This window comes from Actinacidiphila rubida, assembly GCF_900110255.1.
GTDB classification, from domain to species: domain Bacteria; phylum Actinomycetota; class Actinomycetes; order Streptomycetales; family Streptomycetaceae; genus Actinacidiphila; species Actinacidiphila rubida.
On the sequence record NZ_FODD01000016.1, the window covers coordinates 54,044 to 72,750 of the forward strand.

General features: G+C 73.2%; 14 protein-coding genes. 11 read left to right on the forward strand and 3 right to left on the reverse strand.

What is annotated here, in order from left to right; all coding sequences use genetic code 11:
- Window positions 1-171 precede the first annotated feature (171 nt).
- Both BMW99_RS17295 and BMW99_RS17300 read left to right on the forward strand, forming a co-directional pair.
- On the forward strand, window positions 172-3,048 hold the full coding sequence (locus BMW99_RS17295) for a glycosyl hydrolase 2 galactose-binding domain-containing protein (protein ID WP_218159305.1): 2,877 nt from the start codon (window positions 172-174) through the stop codon (window positions 3,046-3,048).
- Window positions 3,049-3,054: 6 nt separating this feature from the next.
- Window positions 3,055-4,620, forward strand: a complete 1,566-nt coding sequence (locus BMW99_RS17300; protein ID WP_069465171.1) for a beta-N-acetylhexosaminidase — start codon at window positions 3,055-3,057, stop codon at window positions 4,618-4,620.
- A gap of 49 nt (window positions 4,621-4,669) precedes the next feature.
- Here BMW99_RS17300 and BMW99_RS17305 read toward each other — a convergent pair whose 3' ends face one another.
- Window positions 4,670-5,521, reverse strand: a complete 852-nt coding sequence (locus tag BMW99_RS17305) for a LysR family transcriptional regulator (protein WP_069465172.1) — start codon at window positions 5,519-5,521, stop codon at window positions 4,670-4,672.
- Between the two features lie 81 nt (window positions 5,522-5,602).
- Between BMW99_RS17305 and BMW99_RS17310 the strand changes: the two genes are divergently transcribed.
- From BMW99_RS17310 to BMW99_RS17320, 3 genes are all read left to right on the forward strand, one after another.
- Window positions 5,603-5,965: a DoxX family protein gene (locus BMW99_RS17310; RefSeq protein ID WP_069465173.1), complete on the forward strand. Its 363-nt coding sequence runs from the start codon at window positions 5,603-5,605 to the stop codon at window positions 5,963-5,965.
- A gap of 93 nt (window positions 5,966-6,058) precedes the next feature.
- Entirely contained in the window at window positions 6,059-7,885 is a 1,827-nt protein-coding gene (locus tag BMW99_RS17315) for a glycoside hydrolase family 15 protein (RefSeq protein WP_069465174.1), read from the forward strand.
- 72 nt (window positions 7,886-7,957) lie between these two features.
- The gene (locus BMW99_RS17320) at window positions 7,958-9,049 is read left to right on the forward strand and encodes a PP2C family protein-serine/threonine phosphatase (protein WP_075017090.1); all 1,092 of its coding nucleotides are present in this window, start codon (window positions 7,958-7,960) and stop codon (window positions 9,047-9,049) included.
- Between the two features lie 22 nt (window positions 9,050-9,071).
- Here BMW99_RS17320 and BMW99_RS17325 read toward each other — a convergent pair whose 3' ends face one another.
- Together BMW99_RS17325 and BMW99_RS17330 are read right to left on the reverse strand one after the other, a co-directional pair.
- Entirely contained in the window at window positions 9,072-9,506 is a 435-nt protein-coding gene (locus BMW99_RS17325) for a nucleoside deaminase (RefSeq protein WP_075017091.1), read from the reverse strand.
- 83 nt (window positions 9,507-9,589) lie between these two features.
- On the reverse strand, window positions 9,590-10,375 hold the full coding sequence (locus BMW99_RS17330; protein ID WP_245791503.1) for a DUF6215 domain-containing protein: 786 nt from the start codon (window positions 10,373-10,375) through the stop codon (window positions 9,590-9,592).
- 202 nt (window positions 10,376-10,577) lie between these two features.
- Here BMW99_RS17330 and BMW99_RS17335 point away from each other — a divergent pair, with 202 nt between their 5' ends.
- The 6 genes from BMW99_RS17335 to BMW99_RS17360 all read left to right on the forward strand — a co-directional run bounded on the left by BMW99_RS17335 (window position 10,578) and on the right by BMW99_RS17360 (window position 18,686).
- Window positions 10,578-11,582 (forward strand): DNA polymerase Y family protein, encoded by a 1,005-nt coding sequence (locus tag BMW99_RS17335; protein ID WP_069465369.1) that lies wholly within the window; start codon window positions 10,578-10,580, stop codon window positions 11,580-11,582.
- A 404-nt stretch (window positions 11,583-11,986) separates the two neighbouring features.
- Complete coding sequence (locus BMW99_RS17340) at window positions 11,987-14,488, forward strand: DUF11 domain-containing protein (protein WP_245791504.1); 2,502 nt, start codon at window positions 11,987-11,989, stop codon at window positions 14,486-14,488.
- A gap of 132 nt (window positions 14,489-14,620) precedes the next feature.
- The gene (locus BMW99_RS17345) at window positions 14,621-15,673 is read left to right on the forward strand and encodes an ABC transporter substrate-binding protein (protein WP_069465368.1); all 1,053 of its coding nucleotides are present in this window, start codon (window positions 14,621-14,623) and stop codon (window positions 15,671-15,673) included.
- A gap of 81 nt (window positions 15,674-15,754) precedes the next feature.
- Complete coding sequence (locus BMW99_RS17350) at window positions 15,755-16,759, forward strand: FecCD family ABC transporter permease (protein WP_069465367.1); 1,005 nt, start codon at window positions 15,755-15,757, stop codon at window positions 16,757-16,759.
- A 41-nt stretch (window positions 16,760-16,800) separates the two neighbouring features.
- On the forward strand, window positions 16,801-17,880 hold the full coding sequence (locus BMW99_RS17355; RefSeq protein ID WP_069465371.1) for a FecCD family ABC transporter permease: 1,080 nt from the start codon (window positions 16,801-16,803) through the stop codon (window positions 17,878-17,880).
- The gene (locus tag BMW99_RS17360) at window positions 17,877-18,686 is read left to right on the forward strand and encodes an ABC transporter ATP-binding protein (protein WP_075017092.1); all 810 of its coding nucleotides are present in this window, start codon (window positions 17,877-17,879) and stop codon (window positions 18,684-18,686) included. The genes BMW99_RS17355 and BMW99_RS17360 overlap by 4 nt, the downstream gene beginning before the upstream one ends.
- Window positions 18,687-18,707 lie beyond the last annotated feature (21 nt).

Sequence of the window (18,707 nt, forward strand, 5' to 3'; positions counted from 1 at the left end):
CGGGTCGGGGCGAGGTGCGGCGGGGGTTCCGGTCGGGAGGGGTTGACAGTCCACCGTCAGGGGAAGACGCTGCAAGGTAATTAGGAAAGCTGACTAACTAAATCGACCCGGCTGACTCCCGGCCTCACTCGTCCACCTCGCTCCATCCCTCCGCCAACGATGGGAGCGCATGTGATCCTCCGACGGAAGCCAGTGATCGCGGCGGCCGCCCTGAGCCTGGCCGTGCTGACCGCACTGCCGGCCGGGGCGGCCGACGCCTCGGGACACGGCGGTCAGGACCGCGGCACGCGGTCCGCCGCCCCCGCCCGGTCCGCCGCCCCCTTCACCGACCCCCCGACCGGCTCCTCGGCGCTCGCCGACCTCGGCGCCGCCACCGGCTGGCAGGTCCAGTCCAGCGCCACCGCCTCGCAGACCGGGTCGCAGATCTCCACACCGGGCTTCGCCACCACCGGCTGGCTGCCCGTGCAGAACGACGGCGGGGGAGCGCCCGGCACCGAGATCAACGCGCTGCTGAGCAACGGCACCTGCCCCGGCGTGTTCGTCTCCACCACCATGAAGTCCTGCTTCGGCCAGATGACCAAGGTCGGGCCCGACACCCTCGCGCAGTTCTCGGTGCCCTGGTGGTACCGCACCGACTTCACCGCCCCGCCGTCCGGGCAGAGCGCGTCCCTCGTCCTCAACGGCGTCATCGGCACCGCGGACGTCTGGGTCAACGGCACCCAGGTCGCGGCGTCCGCCACCGTCACGGGCGCCTACGCCCGCCGCTCCTTCGACGTCACGAGCCTGATGCGGCAGGGCACCAACTCCCTGGCGATCGAGATGCACCCCAACGATCCGACCGCCATGCTCAGCCTGGACAACGTCGACTGGAGCCAGATCCCGCCCGACAACAACACCGGCATCCAGTTCCCCGTCCAGCTCCGGACCGGCGGGCCGCTGATCGACGGCAACGCCCACGTCGTCCAGAACACCGCCGCGGACCTGAGCAGTTCGGCGCTGACCGTCAAGACCGACGTCACCAACACGTCCGCGGCCGCGCAGTCGGGCACCGTCACCGCCACCGTCACCCCGCCGGGCGGGGGTACCCCGGTCACCGTCACCCAGAACGTGACGGTCGCCGCGGGCAGCACCCAGACCGTGGTGTTCGCGCCGTCGGCGTACCCGGCGCTGACGATCGCGTCCCCGCAGCTGTGGTGGCCCTACCAGCTCGGCGCGCAGCCCCTCTACGGCCTCGCCACCTCGGTCGCGCAGGGCGCGACCGTGCTCGGCACCACCGGCAGCACCTTCGGCATCCGCACCGTCACCTCGTATCTGACCGGAGCCTCCTCCCAAGCACCCAGCGGAGTACGGGCGTTCAAGGTCGACAACGTGCCGGTGGTGATCCGCGGCGGCGGCTGGGACCCAGACCTGTTCCTGCGCTACGACCCGGCCGACACCGCGCGGCAGATCGGGCTGATGAAGGCGCTCGGCATCAACACCGTCCGGCTGGAAGGCCACTTGATGCCCGCGGACTGGTACCGGCAGATGGACGAGGCCGGCATCCTCGTCAACGCCGGCTACCAGTGCTGCGACTTCTGGGAGAACAGCACCTACAGCAGCGCCCAGCAGGCCGACTACCAGCTGACCGCCCAGTCCGTCGGGCAGACGCTGCGCGACCACCCGTCCGTCTTCAGCTTCCAGTGGAGCGACAACCAGCCCACCGCCACGCAGGAGTCCCTGGCACTCGCCGGCTTCGCCGCCGCCGACTACTCCGGCCCGTTCATCGCCTCCGCCGAGTACAAGAGCAGTCCCCAACTCGGGCCGGCCGGTGAGAAGGAGGGCCCGTACGACTGGGTCCCGCCGAACTACTGGTACGACACCACGCACAGCACCGGCGGCGACCTCACCAACTCCGGCGGTGCCTGGGGCTTCGACAGCGAGCAGAGCTCCGGCAACACCGTGCCCACCCTCGACTCGCTGCGCCGCTTCCTGTCCGCCGCCGACCAGTCCGCGCTGTGGCAGTCACCCGGCGCCAACCAGTACCACAACAACTACGAGGGCACGAAGCACACCGGCTACGCCTTCGGCACCCTGTACAACCTCGACACCGCGATCACCCAGCGCTACGGCCCCTGGACGGGCCTGAACCAGTACGTCGAGGAGGCCCAGGTCCAGAACTACGAGAGCACCAGGGCCCAGTTCGAGGCGTTCCTCGCGCACTCCACCAAGGCGGCCGCCCCCTCGACCGGGACGATCTACTGGCAGCTCAACAAGGGCTGGCCGACGCTGCTGTGGTCGCTGTACAACAACGACGGCGACCAGGCCGGCGCGTTCTTCGGCGCGCAGAAGGCCAACCGGACGCTGCACGCCCTCTACGCCCTGGACGACGGCACCGTCGCCCTCGACAACCTCGGCGGCACCGCGCAGGCCGCCGTCACCGTGGAGTCCAAGGTCTACAGCACCGCGGGCGCGGTGCTCGACGACCAGACCTCCGGCACCCTGTCGATGGCCTCGCAGCAGGTCAGGACCGGGCTGCTCACCCCGGCCGTGCCGGCCACCGCCGGCACGGTCAGCTTCGTCGAACTGCTCGTCCGCCAGAACGGGACGGTCGTCGACCGCAACGTCTACTGGCTGCCCGGCACGCAGGACAAGGCCAACTGGAACAAGACCACCGGCAACCCGCAGGCGTCGATGTCCCAGTACGCCAACCTGACCGCCCTGAAGAACCTGCCCGCCGCCACCGTGTCCGCGACGGCGGTGACCAGCAGCGCGTCCGGCCCGGCCGGCGCCGACCGCAAGGTCACGGTCACCGTCACCAACACCTCCACGCAGCCCACCGTCGGCTTCTTCCTGCGGGCCGATGTGCGCCGCGGCACCACCGCCGGCACCGAACTGCCCGGCGACAACGAACTGCAGTCCTCGATCTGGAGCGACAATGACACCACCTTGTGGCCAGGTGAGTCGGAAACGCTCACCGCGACCTACTCCTCCGCCGACCTGCAGGGCGCCACGCCGGTCGTCAGCGTCTCCGGCTGGAACGTCCCGGCGTTCGACGTCGTGGCGGGGTGACCGGTGATGAGGATCCGGCACACCCTGATCACGCTGCTCGCCGCGATCGGCCTCGTCGGCGCCGGCGTCCTCGCCGACGCCGCCCCGGCCGCGGCTGCCGCCCTGCCCAACACCGTCGTGCCGGCGCCGGTCAGCGCGGTCGCCGGCGGCAGCGCCTTCACCCTGGCGCCGGCGGCGACGCTCACCTCCGACGACGCCGGTGTGGGCACCTACCTGGCCGGCGTCCTGCGCGCCTCCACCGGCTACGCCCTGCCCCTCACCGTCGGCGCCACCACGCCCGGCAGCATCGCGCTGGAACTGTCCGGGGCGCCGGGCAGCACCGGGCCCGAGGGGTATCAACTCACCAGCGGCGCGAGCGGCGTGGTCATCCAGGCCCAGCAGCCCGCCGGGCTGTTCCACGGCGTGCAGACCCTGCTGCAGATGCTGCCCTCCGACGTGATGAGCGCGACCGTGCGGCCGGGACCGTGGACGGTGCCCGGCGGAACGGTCCTGGACTACCCGCGGTTCTCCTACCGCGGCGCGATGCTCGACGTGGCCCGGCACTTCTTCACCGTCGCCCAGGTCGAGCGCTACATCGACGAGTTGGCGCTGTACAAGGTCAACTACCTCCATCTGCACCTGTCCGACGACCAGGGCTGGCGCATCGCGGTCAACAGCTGGCCCAACCTCGCCACGTACGGGGGCAGTACGGAGGTCGGCGGGGGAGCGGGCGGCTTCTACACGCAGGCCGACTACACGGCCATCGTCGCCTACGCCTCCTCGCGGTTCATGACCGTCGTCCCGGAGATCGACATGCCGGGACACACCAACGCCGCCCTGGCCTCGTACGCCCCGCTCAACTGCAACGGCGTCGCGCCGCCGCTCTACACGGGCACCAACGTCGGGTTCAGCTCGCTGTGCGTGTCGCTGCCGTTGACGTACACCTTCATCGACCAGGTCGTCGGCGAGCTGGCCGCGCTGACCCCCGGGCCGTACCTGCACATCGGCGGGGACGAGGCCAGCTCCACCAGCGCCTCCGACTACACCTCGTTCATCGGGCAGGTGCAGCAGATCGTCGCCGCGCACGGCAAGGCCGCGGTCGGCTGGCACGACGTGACCAAGGCGCCGCTGCAGCCGTCCACCGTCGCCCAGTTCTGGGGCACCACGACGACCGACACCAACGTGGCGGCCGCGGCCGCGAACGGCACCAAGGTCGTCATGTCGCCGGCCAACAAGGCCTATCTGGACATGAAGTACACGCACAAGACCAAGCTGGGCCAGACCTGGGCCGGCCTGATCGAGGTCAACACCGCGTACGGCTGGGACCCCGGCGCCTACCTGTCCGGGGTCACCGGCTCCTCGGTGCTGGGCGTCGAGGGCCCGCTGTGGACGGAGACCATCGTCACCTCCGCCGACATCGACACCATGGCGTTCCCACGGCTGCCCGCCCTCGCGGAGCTCGGCTGGTCACCGTGGTCCACGCACGACGTCACCGCGTTCGACCAGCGGCTCGCCGCGCAGGGCCCGCGGTGGAAGGCGATGGGGGTGTCGTACTACCACTCACCGCAGGTGCCCTGGCCCGCGGGCTCCTGAACCGTCGCGCCGATCGCGGGCGGTCCCGTCCCCACGGGACCGCCCGCGGTCAGTTCCGGTACGCGGCGGCCGCGAGCTCCACGAACGAGCGGACCAGCGGGCCGGCGTCGCCGCCGCTCCACGCCACGACCGCCCGGCTCGGCGGCATGTCCGCCAGCGGCACCACCGCCAGGCCCCGCCCCGGCTCGTGGCCGAGCAGGGTCATGCCCACCGTGCCGTTCCACAGCACGGCCTGCCGGCACTCCTGGACGGCCCGCACCACCGGGCCCGCACGCTGTTCGCCGCCGTTCCAGTACGCCTGCCACAGCGGGTCGGTGCCGGGCGGGAACCGGAACCACCGGCGCGGCGCCAGGTCGGCGAGCGTGAGGTCCGCGCGCGCGGCGAGCGGGTCGTCGGCCCGCAGCAGCGCCCCCACCGGGTCGGCCCGCAGTTCCCGCACGCGCAGCCCGGTCCCGTCGAACGGGCCGCGGGTCAGGGCGACGTCGACGAGGCCGGCCCGCAACCCGCAGGTGGGGTCGGTCAGATCGGTCTCGCGGATCCGCACCTCGACGTCCGGGTGCCGCCCGCGGTACTCGGCGGCCAGCCGGGTCACGGCCGGATCGGCGCTGTCGCCGAGCAGGCCGACGGTCAGGCTCGCGTGCCCGGCCGCGGCGGCCACCCGGACCGCCAGGCGGTCCGCCCGGTCGAGCAGGGCCCGCGTCTCGTCGAGCAGCACCGCTCCGACGGCGGTGAGCCGCACTCCGGCCGGCGAGCGGTCGAACAGCACGGCGCCGAACTCCGCCTCCAGCTGCCGGATCGCCCGGCTCAGCGGCGGCTGGCTCATGTGGAGTCGCGCCGCGGCCCTGCCGAAGTGCAGCTCCTCGGCCACGGCCACGAAATAGCGCAGTGTACGCAGCTCCATGCTGCAACGATACCCGTCGGGTATCGGCGTTCCGCAACAGGTCCTGGACGCCCGCGGCACCGCGCCGGTGCAATCGGGTGCATGGACACCGCCTACTGGATCGTCGCGGGACTGCTCGCGCTCTTCTACCTCTACGGAGGCGCCCTCAAGATCGTCCGGACCCGCGAGCAGCTGCTGCCGATGATGGCCTGGGTCGACACCACCCCGATGCGCGCCGTCAGGGCCATCGGCGCGGTCGAGGTGCTCGGCGCGGCCGGCCTGGTGCTGCCGCCGGCCACCGGCGTCGCGCCCTGGCTCGCGATCGCGGCGGCCGCCGGCTTCGTCGTCCTCCAGATCGCCGCGACCCGCGTCCACCTCGCCCGCGACGACCGCGACGTGGCCCTCAACGGCGTCCTGCTGGCGGTCGCGGCCGTCGCCGTGTGGCTGGCCACCACCTGGCTGTGACGCTCGGGGGAGGGGCGGCGCTCGTGTGGCAGGGCCCACGGGCTGGTCCGATAGTGAGGAGCGGGGGACGCTTCCGAGACTCCGGGATGAGCCATGGACCGCTACCCCCCGATCGCCGACCACGGCCTGGTGGGCGATCTGCAGAGCGCCGCGCTGGTCTCCGCGGAGGGCGTCGTCGACTGGTTCGCCGCACCACGGTTCGACTCGCCCAGCATCTTCGCCGCGCTGCTCGACCACGACCGCGGCGGCTACTTCCGGTTCGGCACCGAGCACCCGGACGTGGTGCGCAAACAGCTCTACCTGCCCGACACGGCCGTGCTCGTCACCCGGTTCATGTCGCCGGACGGGGTCGGCGAAGTGATCGACTTCATGCCGCCCGACGGGTCCGGCACCGCCACCGACCGGCACACCCTGTTCCGCGTCGTGCGGGCGGTCCGCGGCGAGGTGGAGTTCACGATGGAGTGCCGGCCGCGCTTCGACTACGGGCGGGCCGAGCACGAGGCGCGGGTCGACGGCGCGAACGCGCTGTTCCGCGCGCCGGGCACGGACGCCCACCTGCGGGCCACGTTCGCGCTGGAGGCCGACGGCACCGACGTGCGCGGCCGGGTGGTGCTGAAGGCCGGGCAGACCGCGGGCGCCGCGTTCACGGTCTGCGAGGCCGGCGGCGAGGCGCCGCCCGCACCGACCTTCGACTCGGTCGCCGAGGAACTGCGGCGGGTCGTGGAGTTCTGGCAGGGCTGGCTGCGCAAGTCGCGGTACAGGGGCCGCTGGCCCGAGCTGGTGCACCGCTCGGTGATCACCCTCAAGCTGCTGACGTACGCCCCGAGCGGCGCGCTGGTGGCGGCGGCGACCATGGGCCTGCCCGAGCAGGTCGGCGGGGAGCGCAACTGGGACTACCGCTTCACCTGGGTGCGCGACGGATCGCTGTCGGTGCGGGCCATGCTCGACCTGGGCTTCGCCGAGGAGGCCACCGCATTCGTGCACTGGATGACGGCACGGCTCCAGGAGCGGGAGGGCACGGCGGACGAGCCGCTGCAGACGATGTACCGCATCGACGGGGACCCCGATTTGTCGGAGGAGACCCTGGACCATTTCGAGGGCTACCGCGGCTCCGCGCCGGTGCGCGTCGGCAACGGCGCCGCCGACCAGCTCCAGCTCGACATCTACGGCGAGGCCGTCTACGCGCTGTCGCAGGGCCGCGAGATCGGCCAGCAGGCGTCGTACCGCGGCTGGAAGTCCTTCGCCACGACGCTGGACTGGCTGGCGGACCACTGGGACCGGCCCGACGAGGGGATCTGGGAGACGCGCGGCGGGCGCAAGGACTTCACCTACAGCCGGGTGATGGCCTGGGCCGCCTTCGACCACGGGCTCAAGCTGGCCGAGGCGTTCCGCAGGCCGGCCGACATGGAGAAGTGGCGGGCCGCCAGGGACGCGATCTACGAGCAGGTCCTGCACCGCGGCTGGAGCGACAAGGAGAAGGCGTTCGTCCAGCACTACGACGGCGACGTGCTCGACGCCTCGCTGCTGCTGATGCCGCGGGTCGGGTTCGTCACCCCCCGGGACCCGCTGTGGCTGTCGACGCTCGACGCCATGGGCCGCACGCTGGTCTCCGACAGCCTCGTCTACCGGTACGATCCGGCCGCCTCGCCCGACGGGCTGCGCGGTTCCGAGGGCACCTTCAGCCTGTGCACCTTCCTGTACGTCGACGCCTTGGCGCGCGCGGGCCGGGTGGCCGAGGCCCGGACCACCTTCGAGAAGATGCTGACCTACGCCAACCATGTCGGCCTGTTCGCCGAGGAGATCGGCCCGAGCGGCGAGCAACTGGGCAACTTCCCGCAGGCGTTCACGCACCTGGCGCTCATCATGGCGGCGACCACCCTGGACGAGGCACTGGACGAGGCGCACGCGCGCGGCCGCTGACACCGGGACCGGCCGCTCCCGGGACGTCGCGGCTCCGACCACCCGTCACGAAATGTCCCTATATTGCCCTGCATGGCGATGATCGGTAAGAGCGGACCGCAATGGCAGGACAGGGTGCGCAGGGATCCCTCGCTGCTGGCGCCGCTCCTGGTGACCGTGCTGCTCGGCGGCCTCTCGCTGCTCACGCCGCACAACGTCCCGTTCACCCGGCTGCTGCCGACCGCACCGGCGCTGGCCGCCGCCCTGTGGACCGTCGGGCCCACGCTGCTCCTGGGCCTGGCCTGCCTGGCGGGTGTGTCGGTCTACGCCGTGGTGACCTCGGACCACTCCATCCTGTTCACCGCGGGCGCGATCGGCGCGGTCACCGTCGCCGCGACGTACGCCAGTTACCTGCGGCTGCAGCGCGAGACGGCGCTCACCGGGGTGCGGGCGGTGGCCGACACCATGCAGAAGGTCCTGCTGCGGCCGATCCCCGCCCGGGTCGGGGTGCTGGAGACCGGGAGCCTCTACCTGGCCGCCACGCCGCACGCCCGGGTCGGCGGGGACTTCTACGCGCTGGCGGACACCCGCCACGGCATCCGGGTGGTCATCGGCGACGTCCGCGGCAAGGGCCTGCCCGCGCTCGCCGCCGCGGCGGCCGTCCTCGGCTCGTTCCGGGAGGCCGCGTACGAGGCCGAGACCCTCACCGAACTCGCCCAGTGCCTGGAGACCACGCTGGTGCGCGACGACGCGTCGCTCGCCCACGGGGACCCGGCCGAGCTCTTCGCCACCGCCGTCCTCGTCCAGATCCCGCGCGACGGCAGTCAGGCCGCGCTGCTGACCTGCGGCCACCCGCCGCCCCTGCTCGGGCGGCGCGGCTCCGTCGAACTCCTCGACACCGACGACCCCGCCCCGCCGCTCAACCTCGGGGGCATGCTCACCGCCGCCGCGACCCCGCGGCCGTTCGTCTTCGGCGCGGGCGACCAGCTGCTGCTCTACACCGACGGCGTCACCGAGACCCGCAACGCCGCCGGAACATTCTTCCCCCTCGCCGCCTGGGCCCGCGACCACCTCGACGGATCGCCCCGCCAGGTCCTGACCGGCCTGCACCACGCCCTGGTCAAGCACAGCGGCAACAACCTCAACGACGACATCGCCGCCATCGCCATCCTGAAGACGGCGTGACGGCGTGACGGTGCGACAGACCCTAGGACCGGTAGTAGTCCTCGATCGGGACGCGGGCCTCGGAGAGCAGGGCCGGACCGTCCTGCACGACGTCCGGCCACGCGCCGGACGCCGGGTTCAGCTCGACCAGTTGCTCGGTCGAGAGCGCGTAGACGACGCGGCCGAGGCCGGAGCGCACGATGCCGCCGGCGCACATCCCGCACGGCTGGCAGCTGGTGTACATCGTGGTGCGCGCCGCCGTCGCCTCGTCCAGTTCCCGGGCCGCCCACCGGGCGAGTTTGAGCTCGGGGTGGGCGCTGATGTCGTTGTCGCGCCGCACGGTGTTGTGGGCCTCGGCCAGCACCTCTCCACCGGGCCCGGCGAGCAGCGACCCGTACGGCGCGTCGCCCTGGGCGACCGCCCGTGCCGCCAGACCGACGGCCCGCCGCAGCAGCGCCTCGTCCTCAGGGGTGATCATGCGGTCTCCTCCAGCGTCGGGTCGGCCGCGCGTCGGCGGGGCCGGGCGGTTCGGGCGGGCGGTTCTGGCGGGTGGCGGCCGGGTCACGCCGGGGCGCCGCCGGACCACCCCGGGATCGTCGGCAGCACCGCCTCGGCGACGCGGAACAGCACGTCGTCGTCCGGAACCGCCCCGTCGGCGCGCCAGAGGGTCACCTCGAACGAGCCGCCGCTGTCCTTTGTATCGCGGGCCACGACGAGACTGTGCTCGGGGACGCCCGGGCTGCTCTCGCTGTCACCCCCGCCGAGGCTGATCCGCATGCTGATGGTGCGGTCCGCGTACACGACCGCCGGGCGGCCCAGCAGGGTGTGCCGACGTGCCGACTGCCCCAGCAGTGTCGCGGCCTCGGCCACCGGGAGGCGGTCGTAACTGGCCTGGAGCGTCACCGTGTAGGTGTCCAGCTCGACCCGGGCCGAGGGTGTGGCGATCTTCGAGCCCGAGGCGAACGTGAAGGACCCGCCGCTGGAACTGGCGGACTTGGCCGTCTCCGCCGGCGTGCCCAGCAGTTCGGGGAGGTCGGCGCGGTTGAGCGCCGCGCACAACTGCCCCCCGGAGGCGTGGCCCGGCGCGATCTTCTCCTTCTCGTCCCACTCCCGGCACTTGGCGGGCCGGGCGGAAGCACCAGAGGTGTTCGACGCGTCCGAGGAGGAGGCCTGCAGCTTCCACAATCCGACGCCGAGTGCCGGCACCAGCACCAGGGCCGCCACCACCTGCTTCCACGCACTCGTTGCCGTTGCCGTTGCCGGCACGGTGGTCCCATGGGTCCCGGAAGTCCCGTCGGTCTCTCCGGTTCTCGCGGTTCCCGCGGGCGCGCCGTCGTCGTCCGTCATGTCCCCCACCTGTGGCGATTCCCCCATATGCGGAGGCGACCCTAGCCCTTGGCCTACGGGCCGACAACCTGTGACCACCGGGCGGACGGGCCGGACCGGCCGCTTCCCGCGACCGGCGGGCGGCCCGTGGGACACGCCGCTCCACCCCTCGCGTGTTCGATTTATGTTCGAGTAGGGTGGGCGGAGACGCGGGAGGTGGCCGGTGGGGACAGTGCGGCAGGCGGGAGCAGTGGGCGCGCACGTGCTGCACGTGCGGTGCCGGCCCGGCACGGGCGAGGCGGAGTACCGGGCGCTGCTGTCGCTGATCTGCGACATCTCGCCGGTGCTGCAGGTGCTGCCGCCGTCCGCGGCGCTGGTCGACGTCGCCGGTGCCCTGCGGTACTGGGACGCCTCGCCGTACGACCTCGCGCAGCGGATCCGGGTCCGCGCGCTGGCGCATCTGAACGTGGACGTGCGGATCGGCGCGGGGCCGAACTGGACGGTCGCGGCGATCGCCTCCAAGGGGCCGCTGCCGGTCACCGTCGTCACTCCGGAGCAGGTGCGCGGCTTCCTCGACCCGCTGCCGGTCGGGATGATGCACGGCATCGGCCCGGTGCAGGAACGCGAGCTCACCTCGTTCGGGCTGCGCACCATCGGCGCGCTGGCCGCCGTCCCGGAGTCCACGGTCCAGCGGATCCTCGGCGGCCGGGCCGGACGCCTGCTGCGCGACCGGGCGCACGGCGTCGACCCCCGCCCGGTGACCCCGACCGGCCTGCCCGGCACGACGAGCGAGCGCCGCCTGTTCGACGCCGACACCCTCGACCCGGCCCTCATCCGCGCGAGCCTGCTGGAGACCGCCGTCGTCCTGGGCGACCGGCTGCGCCGGCGCGGCCAGATCGCGGCCGGGCTGGCCGTGGAGGTCGCCTTCGCCGGCGGCTCGACCGTCAACCGCACCAGGCAGCTGCCGGAGCCCTCCCACCACACCGACGACCTGCGCTCCGCCCTGTACCGGATGGTCGACGGGCTGCACCTGCAGCGTGCCCGGGTCCGCGGGATCACGGTCACCGCGGAACGCCTGCGTCCGGCCGGCACCGCCGGCGGCCAGATCAGCCTGGAGCGGGTGCGGGAGAACCGGCTGCGCGCCGAGCCCGTCATGGACAAGGTCAACGCCAAGTTCGGCCCCGGCGCGGTGCGGCCCGCCACGCTGGCCTGGCGCAAGGCCGGCTGACCGGGGGCGGCCGCCGCCCCGCGCCGCGGCGCCCTGCCGCCACCCGCACCGGCCGCCTCACCCGAACCGGCAGGACCCGCGGGATCCTCCGGACCCGCCCGGATCGGCTGAACCTGCCGGATCACCCGGACCTGCCGGATCACCCGAACCGCCCGAAACGGTCGTGGAGCGTCCCGCACCCGGCTGTGAACGCGTCGGACATCAGCACCCAGACAGGCGCATGTCGTCAATTTCCTTCAGTGCACGAGAATGTGGTGACTCATCAGGTCCTCGTCCCTACGGTGAACCGCGGCGGACTCCGTGCCGCCGACCGTGTGACCCGTGACGACAAGGAGAGCTCCGTGGCCATACGCCTGATGCCCGCAGAAAGATCCCGGCCGCCCCGCAGAAGGGCGGCCGTCGCCGTGAGTACCGTCCTTCTGGCCGTCGGCGCCGGCTCGTTACAGCCGCTGTCCGCGCTCGCCGCCACCCCCGCGTCCGCGCCGCACTCCGCCGCCGCGGACGCCCCCGGCACCTCCACGCTGGTCAAGACCGCCCAGAACGTCACCCACCCCGGCCAGTCGACGGCCGGCCACGGCGACACCGTCAACTGGACCGTCGGCTACCACAGTTCGGCCTCCGCCGACCCGGCGTCCGCCACCATCACCGACGCGATCCAGGGCGCCGGCGAGAGCCAGAGCTTCGTGCCCGGCTCGCTGAGCGTGCCGCCCGGGTGGACGCCCTCGTGGTCCACCGACGGGACCACGTTCACCTCCGCCGATCCCGGCGCCGCCACGACCGCCGTCCGCGCGACCGACCCGGCCGCGACCTCCGACGGCACCGGCGTGCGCGCCTCCCTGCTGCCGCCGGTGCAGGCGGCCGCCCGCTCCACCGGCGGCGACGGCTTCACCCCGATCCTGTACCGCACCCCGTCGGGCGACGTCGAGGCGTGGAACATCTACCACCACACCGGCCCGGCCGTACCGCTCGTGGTCTGCAACGACCTGTCCAGCGGCCAGGCGTGTGCCGGCGGACCCTGGCCGCGCCCGCTCAACACGACGCCCGGCCCGCTGGGCAGCGGCAGTACCGGCAACGTGTACACGCCGCTGACTCCGCAGTACGTCCTCGACCCCGGCAGGCCCGGCGTCGTCTACTACCCGGCGGTCGCCGCGGGTGCCGTGGGCGTGGGATGCCTCGACATGGGCGCGCGCGCCAACTGCGGGTTCGTGCCGCTGCTCGCCTCGAACGGCACACCCTCCAGCGCCAACGGCCTGGCGGGGATCGTCGCCACCGGCGGCAAGGCCTACGGCGTGGCCAGCACCGGGCAGGTGCTGTGCATGGACATCGCCGCCAGGGCCGCCTGCTCCGGGCAGCCGTTCGCGCGGATCGTGCCCCCGAACCACGATGTTCCCGGCAACACCAACGCCCTGTACCAGGGCTCCACCGTGGTGATCGACGGGAAGGTGTTCGCCTCGTCGGCTCCGCAGAACGGGTCGACGGCCGGTGGCCCGCCCGCCCTCGGTTGCTTCGACCCAGCCACGGGCGACGTGTGCGCCGGCTGGACCACACCGCACCCGGCCGGGCCGTCCGCGTCCGCCTACACGTACAACGCCTTCGGGACCTGGGACGCCGCGGGCCACGCCACCGGGGTCTGCACGACCGACACCACCGCTGGCACCCCGGCCACGTCCTGTTACGCGCTGGACGGCAGCCCGGCCGCCGCCCCCGCCACCGGCCTCGACGCCCTGAGCGCGGGGACCCTCGTCTTCAACCCCGAAGTGGTGAGCACCGACGGCGACCTGCGCAGCTACTTCGCCGTCTGGGGCGGCCCGAACCCGGGCGACACCCTCTGCTACAGCTGGACGCACGCGGCGCCGTGCGCCGGCTTCCCCGCGTTGGCCGGGCACCCCGGCGTCAACGGGGGAGCGACCCGCGACTACGGCTACTCCTACGACGCCACGACCGGATGCCTCATCGGGCTCGGCGACGCGGGCGTGCTGTTCTCCATGGACCCCGCGTCCGGCCGCTCCCCGTGCGTGCACAGCGGCGCCACCGTGGAGTTGCGCCCCAGCGCCTTCTACTGCGACGGAGCCGGCGGCCACGTCCAGGGCTACACGCAGGCGCGGCTCGAGGACATCGACCTCGCGCACGCCGACCTGACCGCCTCGACGGTGACCGTGTCCGACACCGGCGGTGACGTCGTCGCCCGGCCCGCGCTGCCCGCGAACGGCATCATCGACCTGTCCGGGATCTCCGCGGCCGACCATCCGTCCCTCACCGTCACGGTCCAGCTGGTGCTGACCGACACCAGCGACTTCACGACGGACAACCACCCGGCGCTCACCGCGTCGTTCCAGGGCGACGACCCGCAGGTGTGCCTGCGCACGATGGTCGCCGCCGACTGCGCCACCACGCAGGTGACCGACACCGCGACCGGCGCCGACAGCACGGGCGCGCTGACGTCCAACGCCGTGTCCGTGGACGTCGAGCCGGGCGCCTCGTGCCGGCCGCACGTCACGGTCGACAAGCAGATCTGCACCGTGGCCTCGCCGCACGCCTGCGGACCCGGCGGCGCCGGGCCCTGGGCCAAGACGAGCCCGGTCGGGCTCCTGGGCCTGCTGGGCACGGCCTACTGGCGGATCACCGTCACCAACGACGGCCCGGTGGACGCCGTCGGCGTGACCGTCAACGACCACACGACACCGCAGTGCCACATCGCCGCGGGAACGTTCACCCTGGCGGCGGGGGCCAGCGCGCAGGTCTGGTGCAGCTCGTTCCTGCTCGCACTGCCCCTGACGAACACCGCGAGCGCGACCTACGGCGCGGCGCTCGACCCGCCGGGCACCCCGCCGGTCACGTCGGCCCCGTCGTCGGCCATCGCCTGCTCCCTGCTCTGCATCCTCGCGAAGGGGGACCGGGCCGCCTGAAACCGCCGGCCCGTCGCGCGCACCACGGTGCGGCGGGCCGGCACCCACCCCCTGGCAGCGGACTCACAGCCATCACCTAAGGTAAGGCTCACCTAATTCTTCAACGGTGAACCACATTCAGGGAGTCCTGCCATGCCATCTGGGCGCCGCGCCTCTGCCGCCCTCGCTGTCGCCATCGCCGCCGCGCTGGGCCTCGCCGCCTGCGGCGGATCCGGCAGCGGGGCCAAGGACAGCTCCGCCGGCTCCGGCACTTCCGCCGCGAAGGACTCCAAGTCGGTCGCGCAGGGCGGCAAGGACTTCGGCGACGCGGCCGACAGGACCGCCGCGCTCGGCACCGACGCCCGGCCCGGCCAGTGGCCGCGCACCGTCAAGCACGCCATGGGCAGCACCGAGATCAAGGCCCAGCCCAAGCGCGTGGTGGTCCTCGACGTCGGCGAACTGGACAACGTCGTGTCGCTCGGGATCAAGCCGGTCGGCCTCGCCGTCACCGAGGGCTCGCCGAAGCTGCCGTCCTACCTCAAGGGCGAGGCCGGCGACCCCGCGAGCGTCGGCACCATCAACAGCCTGAACCTGGAGGCGATCAACAACCTCCACCCCGACCTGATCCTGGGCAGCCAGCTGCGCGCCGCCGACTCCTACGACGAGCTGTCGAAGATCGCCCCGACGGTCTTCTCGATCCGCCCCGGCTTCACCTGGAAGCAGAACTACCTGCTGAACGCCGCCGCGCTCGACCGGACCGCGCAGGCGAAGGCGAACCTGGCCGCCTACGAGGCGCGGGCCACGGCACTGGGCGCCAAGCTCGGCGCGAAGAAGCCGACCGTGTCGATGGTCCGCTACATGCCCGAGGGCAAGATCCGGCTCTACGCCAACGACTCCTTCATCGGCACCATCCTCAAGGACGTCGGCATCCCGCGGCCCAAGAACCAGGACATCAGCGACCTGGCCGCCGAGATCAGCGCCGAGAACATCGACAAGGCCGACGCCGACTACATCTTCACCGGCGTCTACGGCGACCCCAAGGCCACCGACAAGTCCAAGGCCCAGGGCAACCCGCTGTGGAAGAACCTCCGGGCGGTCAAGGACGGCCACGCCCACGACGTCCCCGACGAGACCTGGTACCTCGGCCTCGGCGTCACCGCCGCCAACGCGGTGCTCGACGACCTGACGACCTCTCTCACGGCCTGACGGAACCCGACCCCACGGAACTCCCGGCGCGGGGGAGCGAGGGCTCCCTCGCGCCGGCACGAAGGAGAGTGAACGCGGCGGATGGCGCGACCCACCCGTAGCCGTATCGCCTGGCTGATCGGATGCGCGGCGCTGCTGCTGCTCGCCGTCCTGCTCAGCCTCGCCGTCGGCAGCCGGCAGATCGCCCCCAGCGAGGTGGTGCAGGCCCTGCTGCACGGCGGGACGAGCAACGACGCCGAGGTGGTGCGGTCGTTGCGGGTGCCCAGGACCGTCGTCGGCGTCCTCGCCGGCGCCGCGCTCGCGGTCGCCGGCGCCGTCATGCAGGGGCTCACCCGCAACCCGATCGCCGAGCCCGGCATCCTCGGCGTCAGCCAGGGCGCGTCCGCCGGAGTGGTGTGCGCCATCGCGTTCTTCGGCGTGCACACCCTCGGCGGCTACGTCTGGTTCGCCTTCGCCGGCGCCGCGCTGGCGGCCGTCGCCGTGTACGCGGTCGCGGCCGGCGGCCACCGCGGCGCGTCCCCGGTCAAACTCGCGCTCGCCGGCGCCGCGATGAACGCCTTCCTCGCCTCGGTCGTCTCCGGCATCGCCACGACCGACGCCCGCGCGCTGGACGAGTTCCGGTTCTGGCAGGTGGGCTCGATCAGCGGCCGCGGCACCGACGTCATCGAGCGGATCTGGCCGTTCGTCGCCGCCGGCCTGCTGCTGGCCGCGCTGATGGCCCGGGGTCTGGACGCGCTGGCCCTCGGCGACGACGCCGCGCGCGCCCTCGGCCACGACGTGGCCCGGCTCCGCGTCCTCGGGGCCGTCGGCGCGACCGTCCTCACCGGCGCCGCCGTCGCCGCGGTGGGGCCGATCGCCTTCACCGGCCTGGCGGTTCCGCACATCGCCCGCGCCCTGGTCGGGTCCGCGCACCGCTGGGTGCTGCCGGTCGCCGCGCTGCTGGGCCCGGTGATGATCCTGTTCTCCGACGTGCTCGGCCGGATCGTCTTCCCGCCCTCCGAGGTGCCGGTGGCCGTGACGACCGCGCTGCTCGGCGTCCCGTTCCTGATCGCGCTCGTACGGCGCAGGACGGTGGCCGCCGCGTGAACCGCACCACCGCCGGCGGTACTTCCGCCGCCGCTCCCACCGTGCCCGCCGCTCCCACCGCCGTCCGGTCCGCGGTCCGCCCGGCCGGCCACGCCGTGCTGCGGGCCGGTCGCGCCAGCTTCCTGGTGCACCGCAGGGCCGCGGTCGTCGCGACCCTCCTGGCCGTGCTGCTGACGGTCGCCGTCGTGGCCTACCTGTGCGTGGGGGAGTCCTTCGTCTCGCCCGTGCAGGCGGTGGACGTGCTGCTGGGCCGGCCCAGTCCCGACACGTTCGTGGTCGGGACGCTGCGGCTGCCCCGGCTGGTCGTCGGCCTGCTCGCCGGCGCCGCGTTCGGGGTCGCGGGCGCGCTCGTGCAGACCGTGGCCCGCAACCCGCTGGCCAGCCCCGACGTGATCGGCGTGACCCACGGCGCGGGCGCGGCCACCGTCGCCGCCATGAGTTTCGGCCTGGTCTCGCACACCTCGCTGCCGTACGTGTCCGTGGGCGGCGGCCTCGGTGCGGCCCTGCTGGTCTACGCGTTCGCCTGGCGCCGCGGCCTGAACGCCTCCCGGTTCGTGCTGGTCGGCATCGGCGTCTCGATCGCGCTCGGCTCGCTGACCCAACTGTTCCTCACCAAGGGCGACTTCCTCGTCGCCCAGCAGGCCAAGGTCTGGCTGACGGGCTCGCTCAACAGCCGCGGCTACGACCAGGCGGCGCCGCTCGGACTCGTGCTGCTGGTGGCGGTCCCGGCCGCGTTGTGGGCGGCCCGCGCCCAGCGTGGCGCGTCGTTCGACGACGACACGGCCGTCGCGCTCGGCATCCGGCTGGACCGGCTGCGGCTCGGACTCACCGTCCTCGGGGTGGTGCTGGCGTCCGTCGCCACCGGCGCCACCGGGCCCGTCGACTTCGTCGCGCTGCTGGCCCCGCAGATCGCCCGCCGGCTCACCCGCACCGCGCAGATCCCGCTGCTGTCCTCGGCGCTGACCGGCGCGCTGGTCGTCGTCGTGGCGGACCTGCTCGCACGCCGGCTGTTCTCGCCCGTCGAACTCCCTGTCGGCGTGCTCACCGCCGCGGTGGGCGCCCCCTATCTGATGTGGCTGATCGCCCGCACCCGAGGCCGTTCCGGAGGAAGCACCTCATGAGCCGTACCAGCCGACTCACCGCGCGGGCGCTCACGCTGGCGTACGAGGACCGGACCGTCGTCGACGGCCTGGACCTGGAGATCCCCGACGGCCAGGTCACCGTGATCGTCGGCCCCAACGCCTGCGGCAAGTCCACGCTGCTGCGGGCGCTGGGCCGGCTGCTGAAGCCGCGCGGCGGCGCCGTGCTGCTCGACGGCGCGGAACTCGCCCGCATCCCCGGCCGGCAGCTCGCCCGGACCGTCGGCGTGCTGCCGCAGAGCCCGACCGCGCCGGACGGCATCACCGTCGCCGACCTCGTCGCGCGCGGCCGCCAGCCGCACCAGAAGTGGTGGCAGCAGTGGTCGGAGGCCGACGAGCGCGCGGTCGCCGAGGCACTGGAGCACACCGGCACCGCCGAACTCGCGGACCGTCCGGTGGACGAACTGTCGGGCGGCCAGCGGCAGCGCGTGTGGATCGCGATGGCCCTGGCCCAGGACACCGACATCCTGCTGCTGGACGAGCCGACGACCTACCTCGACATCGCGCACCAGGTGGAGGTGCTCGACCTGGTCAGGCGCCTCAACCACGGCCGCGGGCGCACCGTCGTGGCCGTGCTCCACGACCTCAACCAGGCTGCCCGCTACGCCGACCACCTCATCGCCATGAAGTCCGGCCGGATCGTCGCCGAGGGCTCTCCCGCGGACGTGGTCACCACCGACCTGGTCCGCGACGTGTTCGGGCTGACCTCGGTGATCGTCTCCGACCCCGTCACCGGAAGCCCCCTCGTCGTCCCCGGCGTCCCCTGGCAGCCGCCCGCCCCGGAGTGAGGCGCCCGCGCCGCGCCGGCG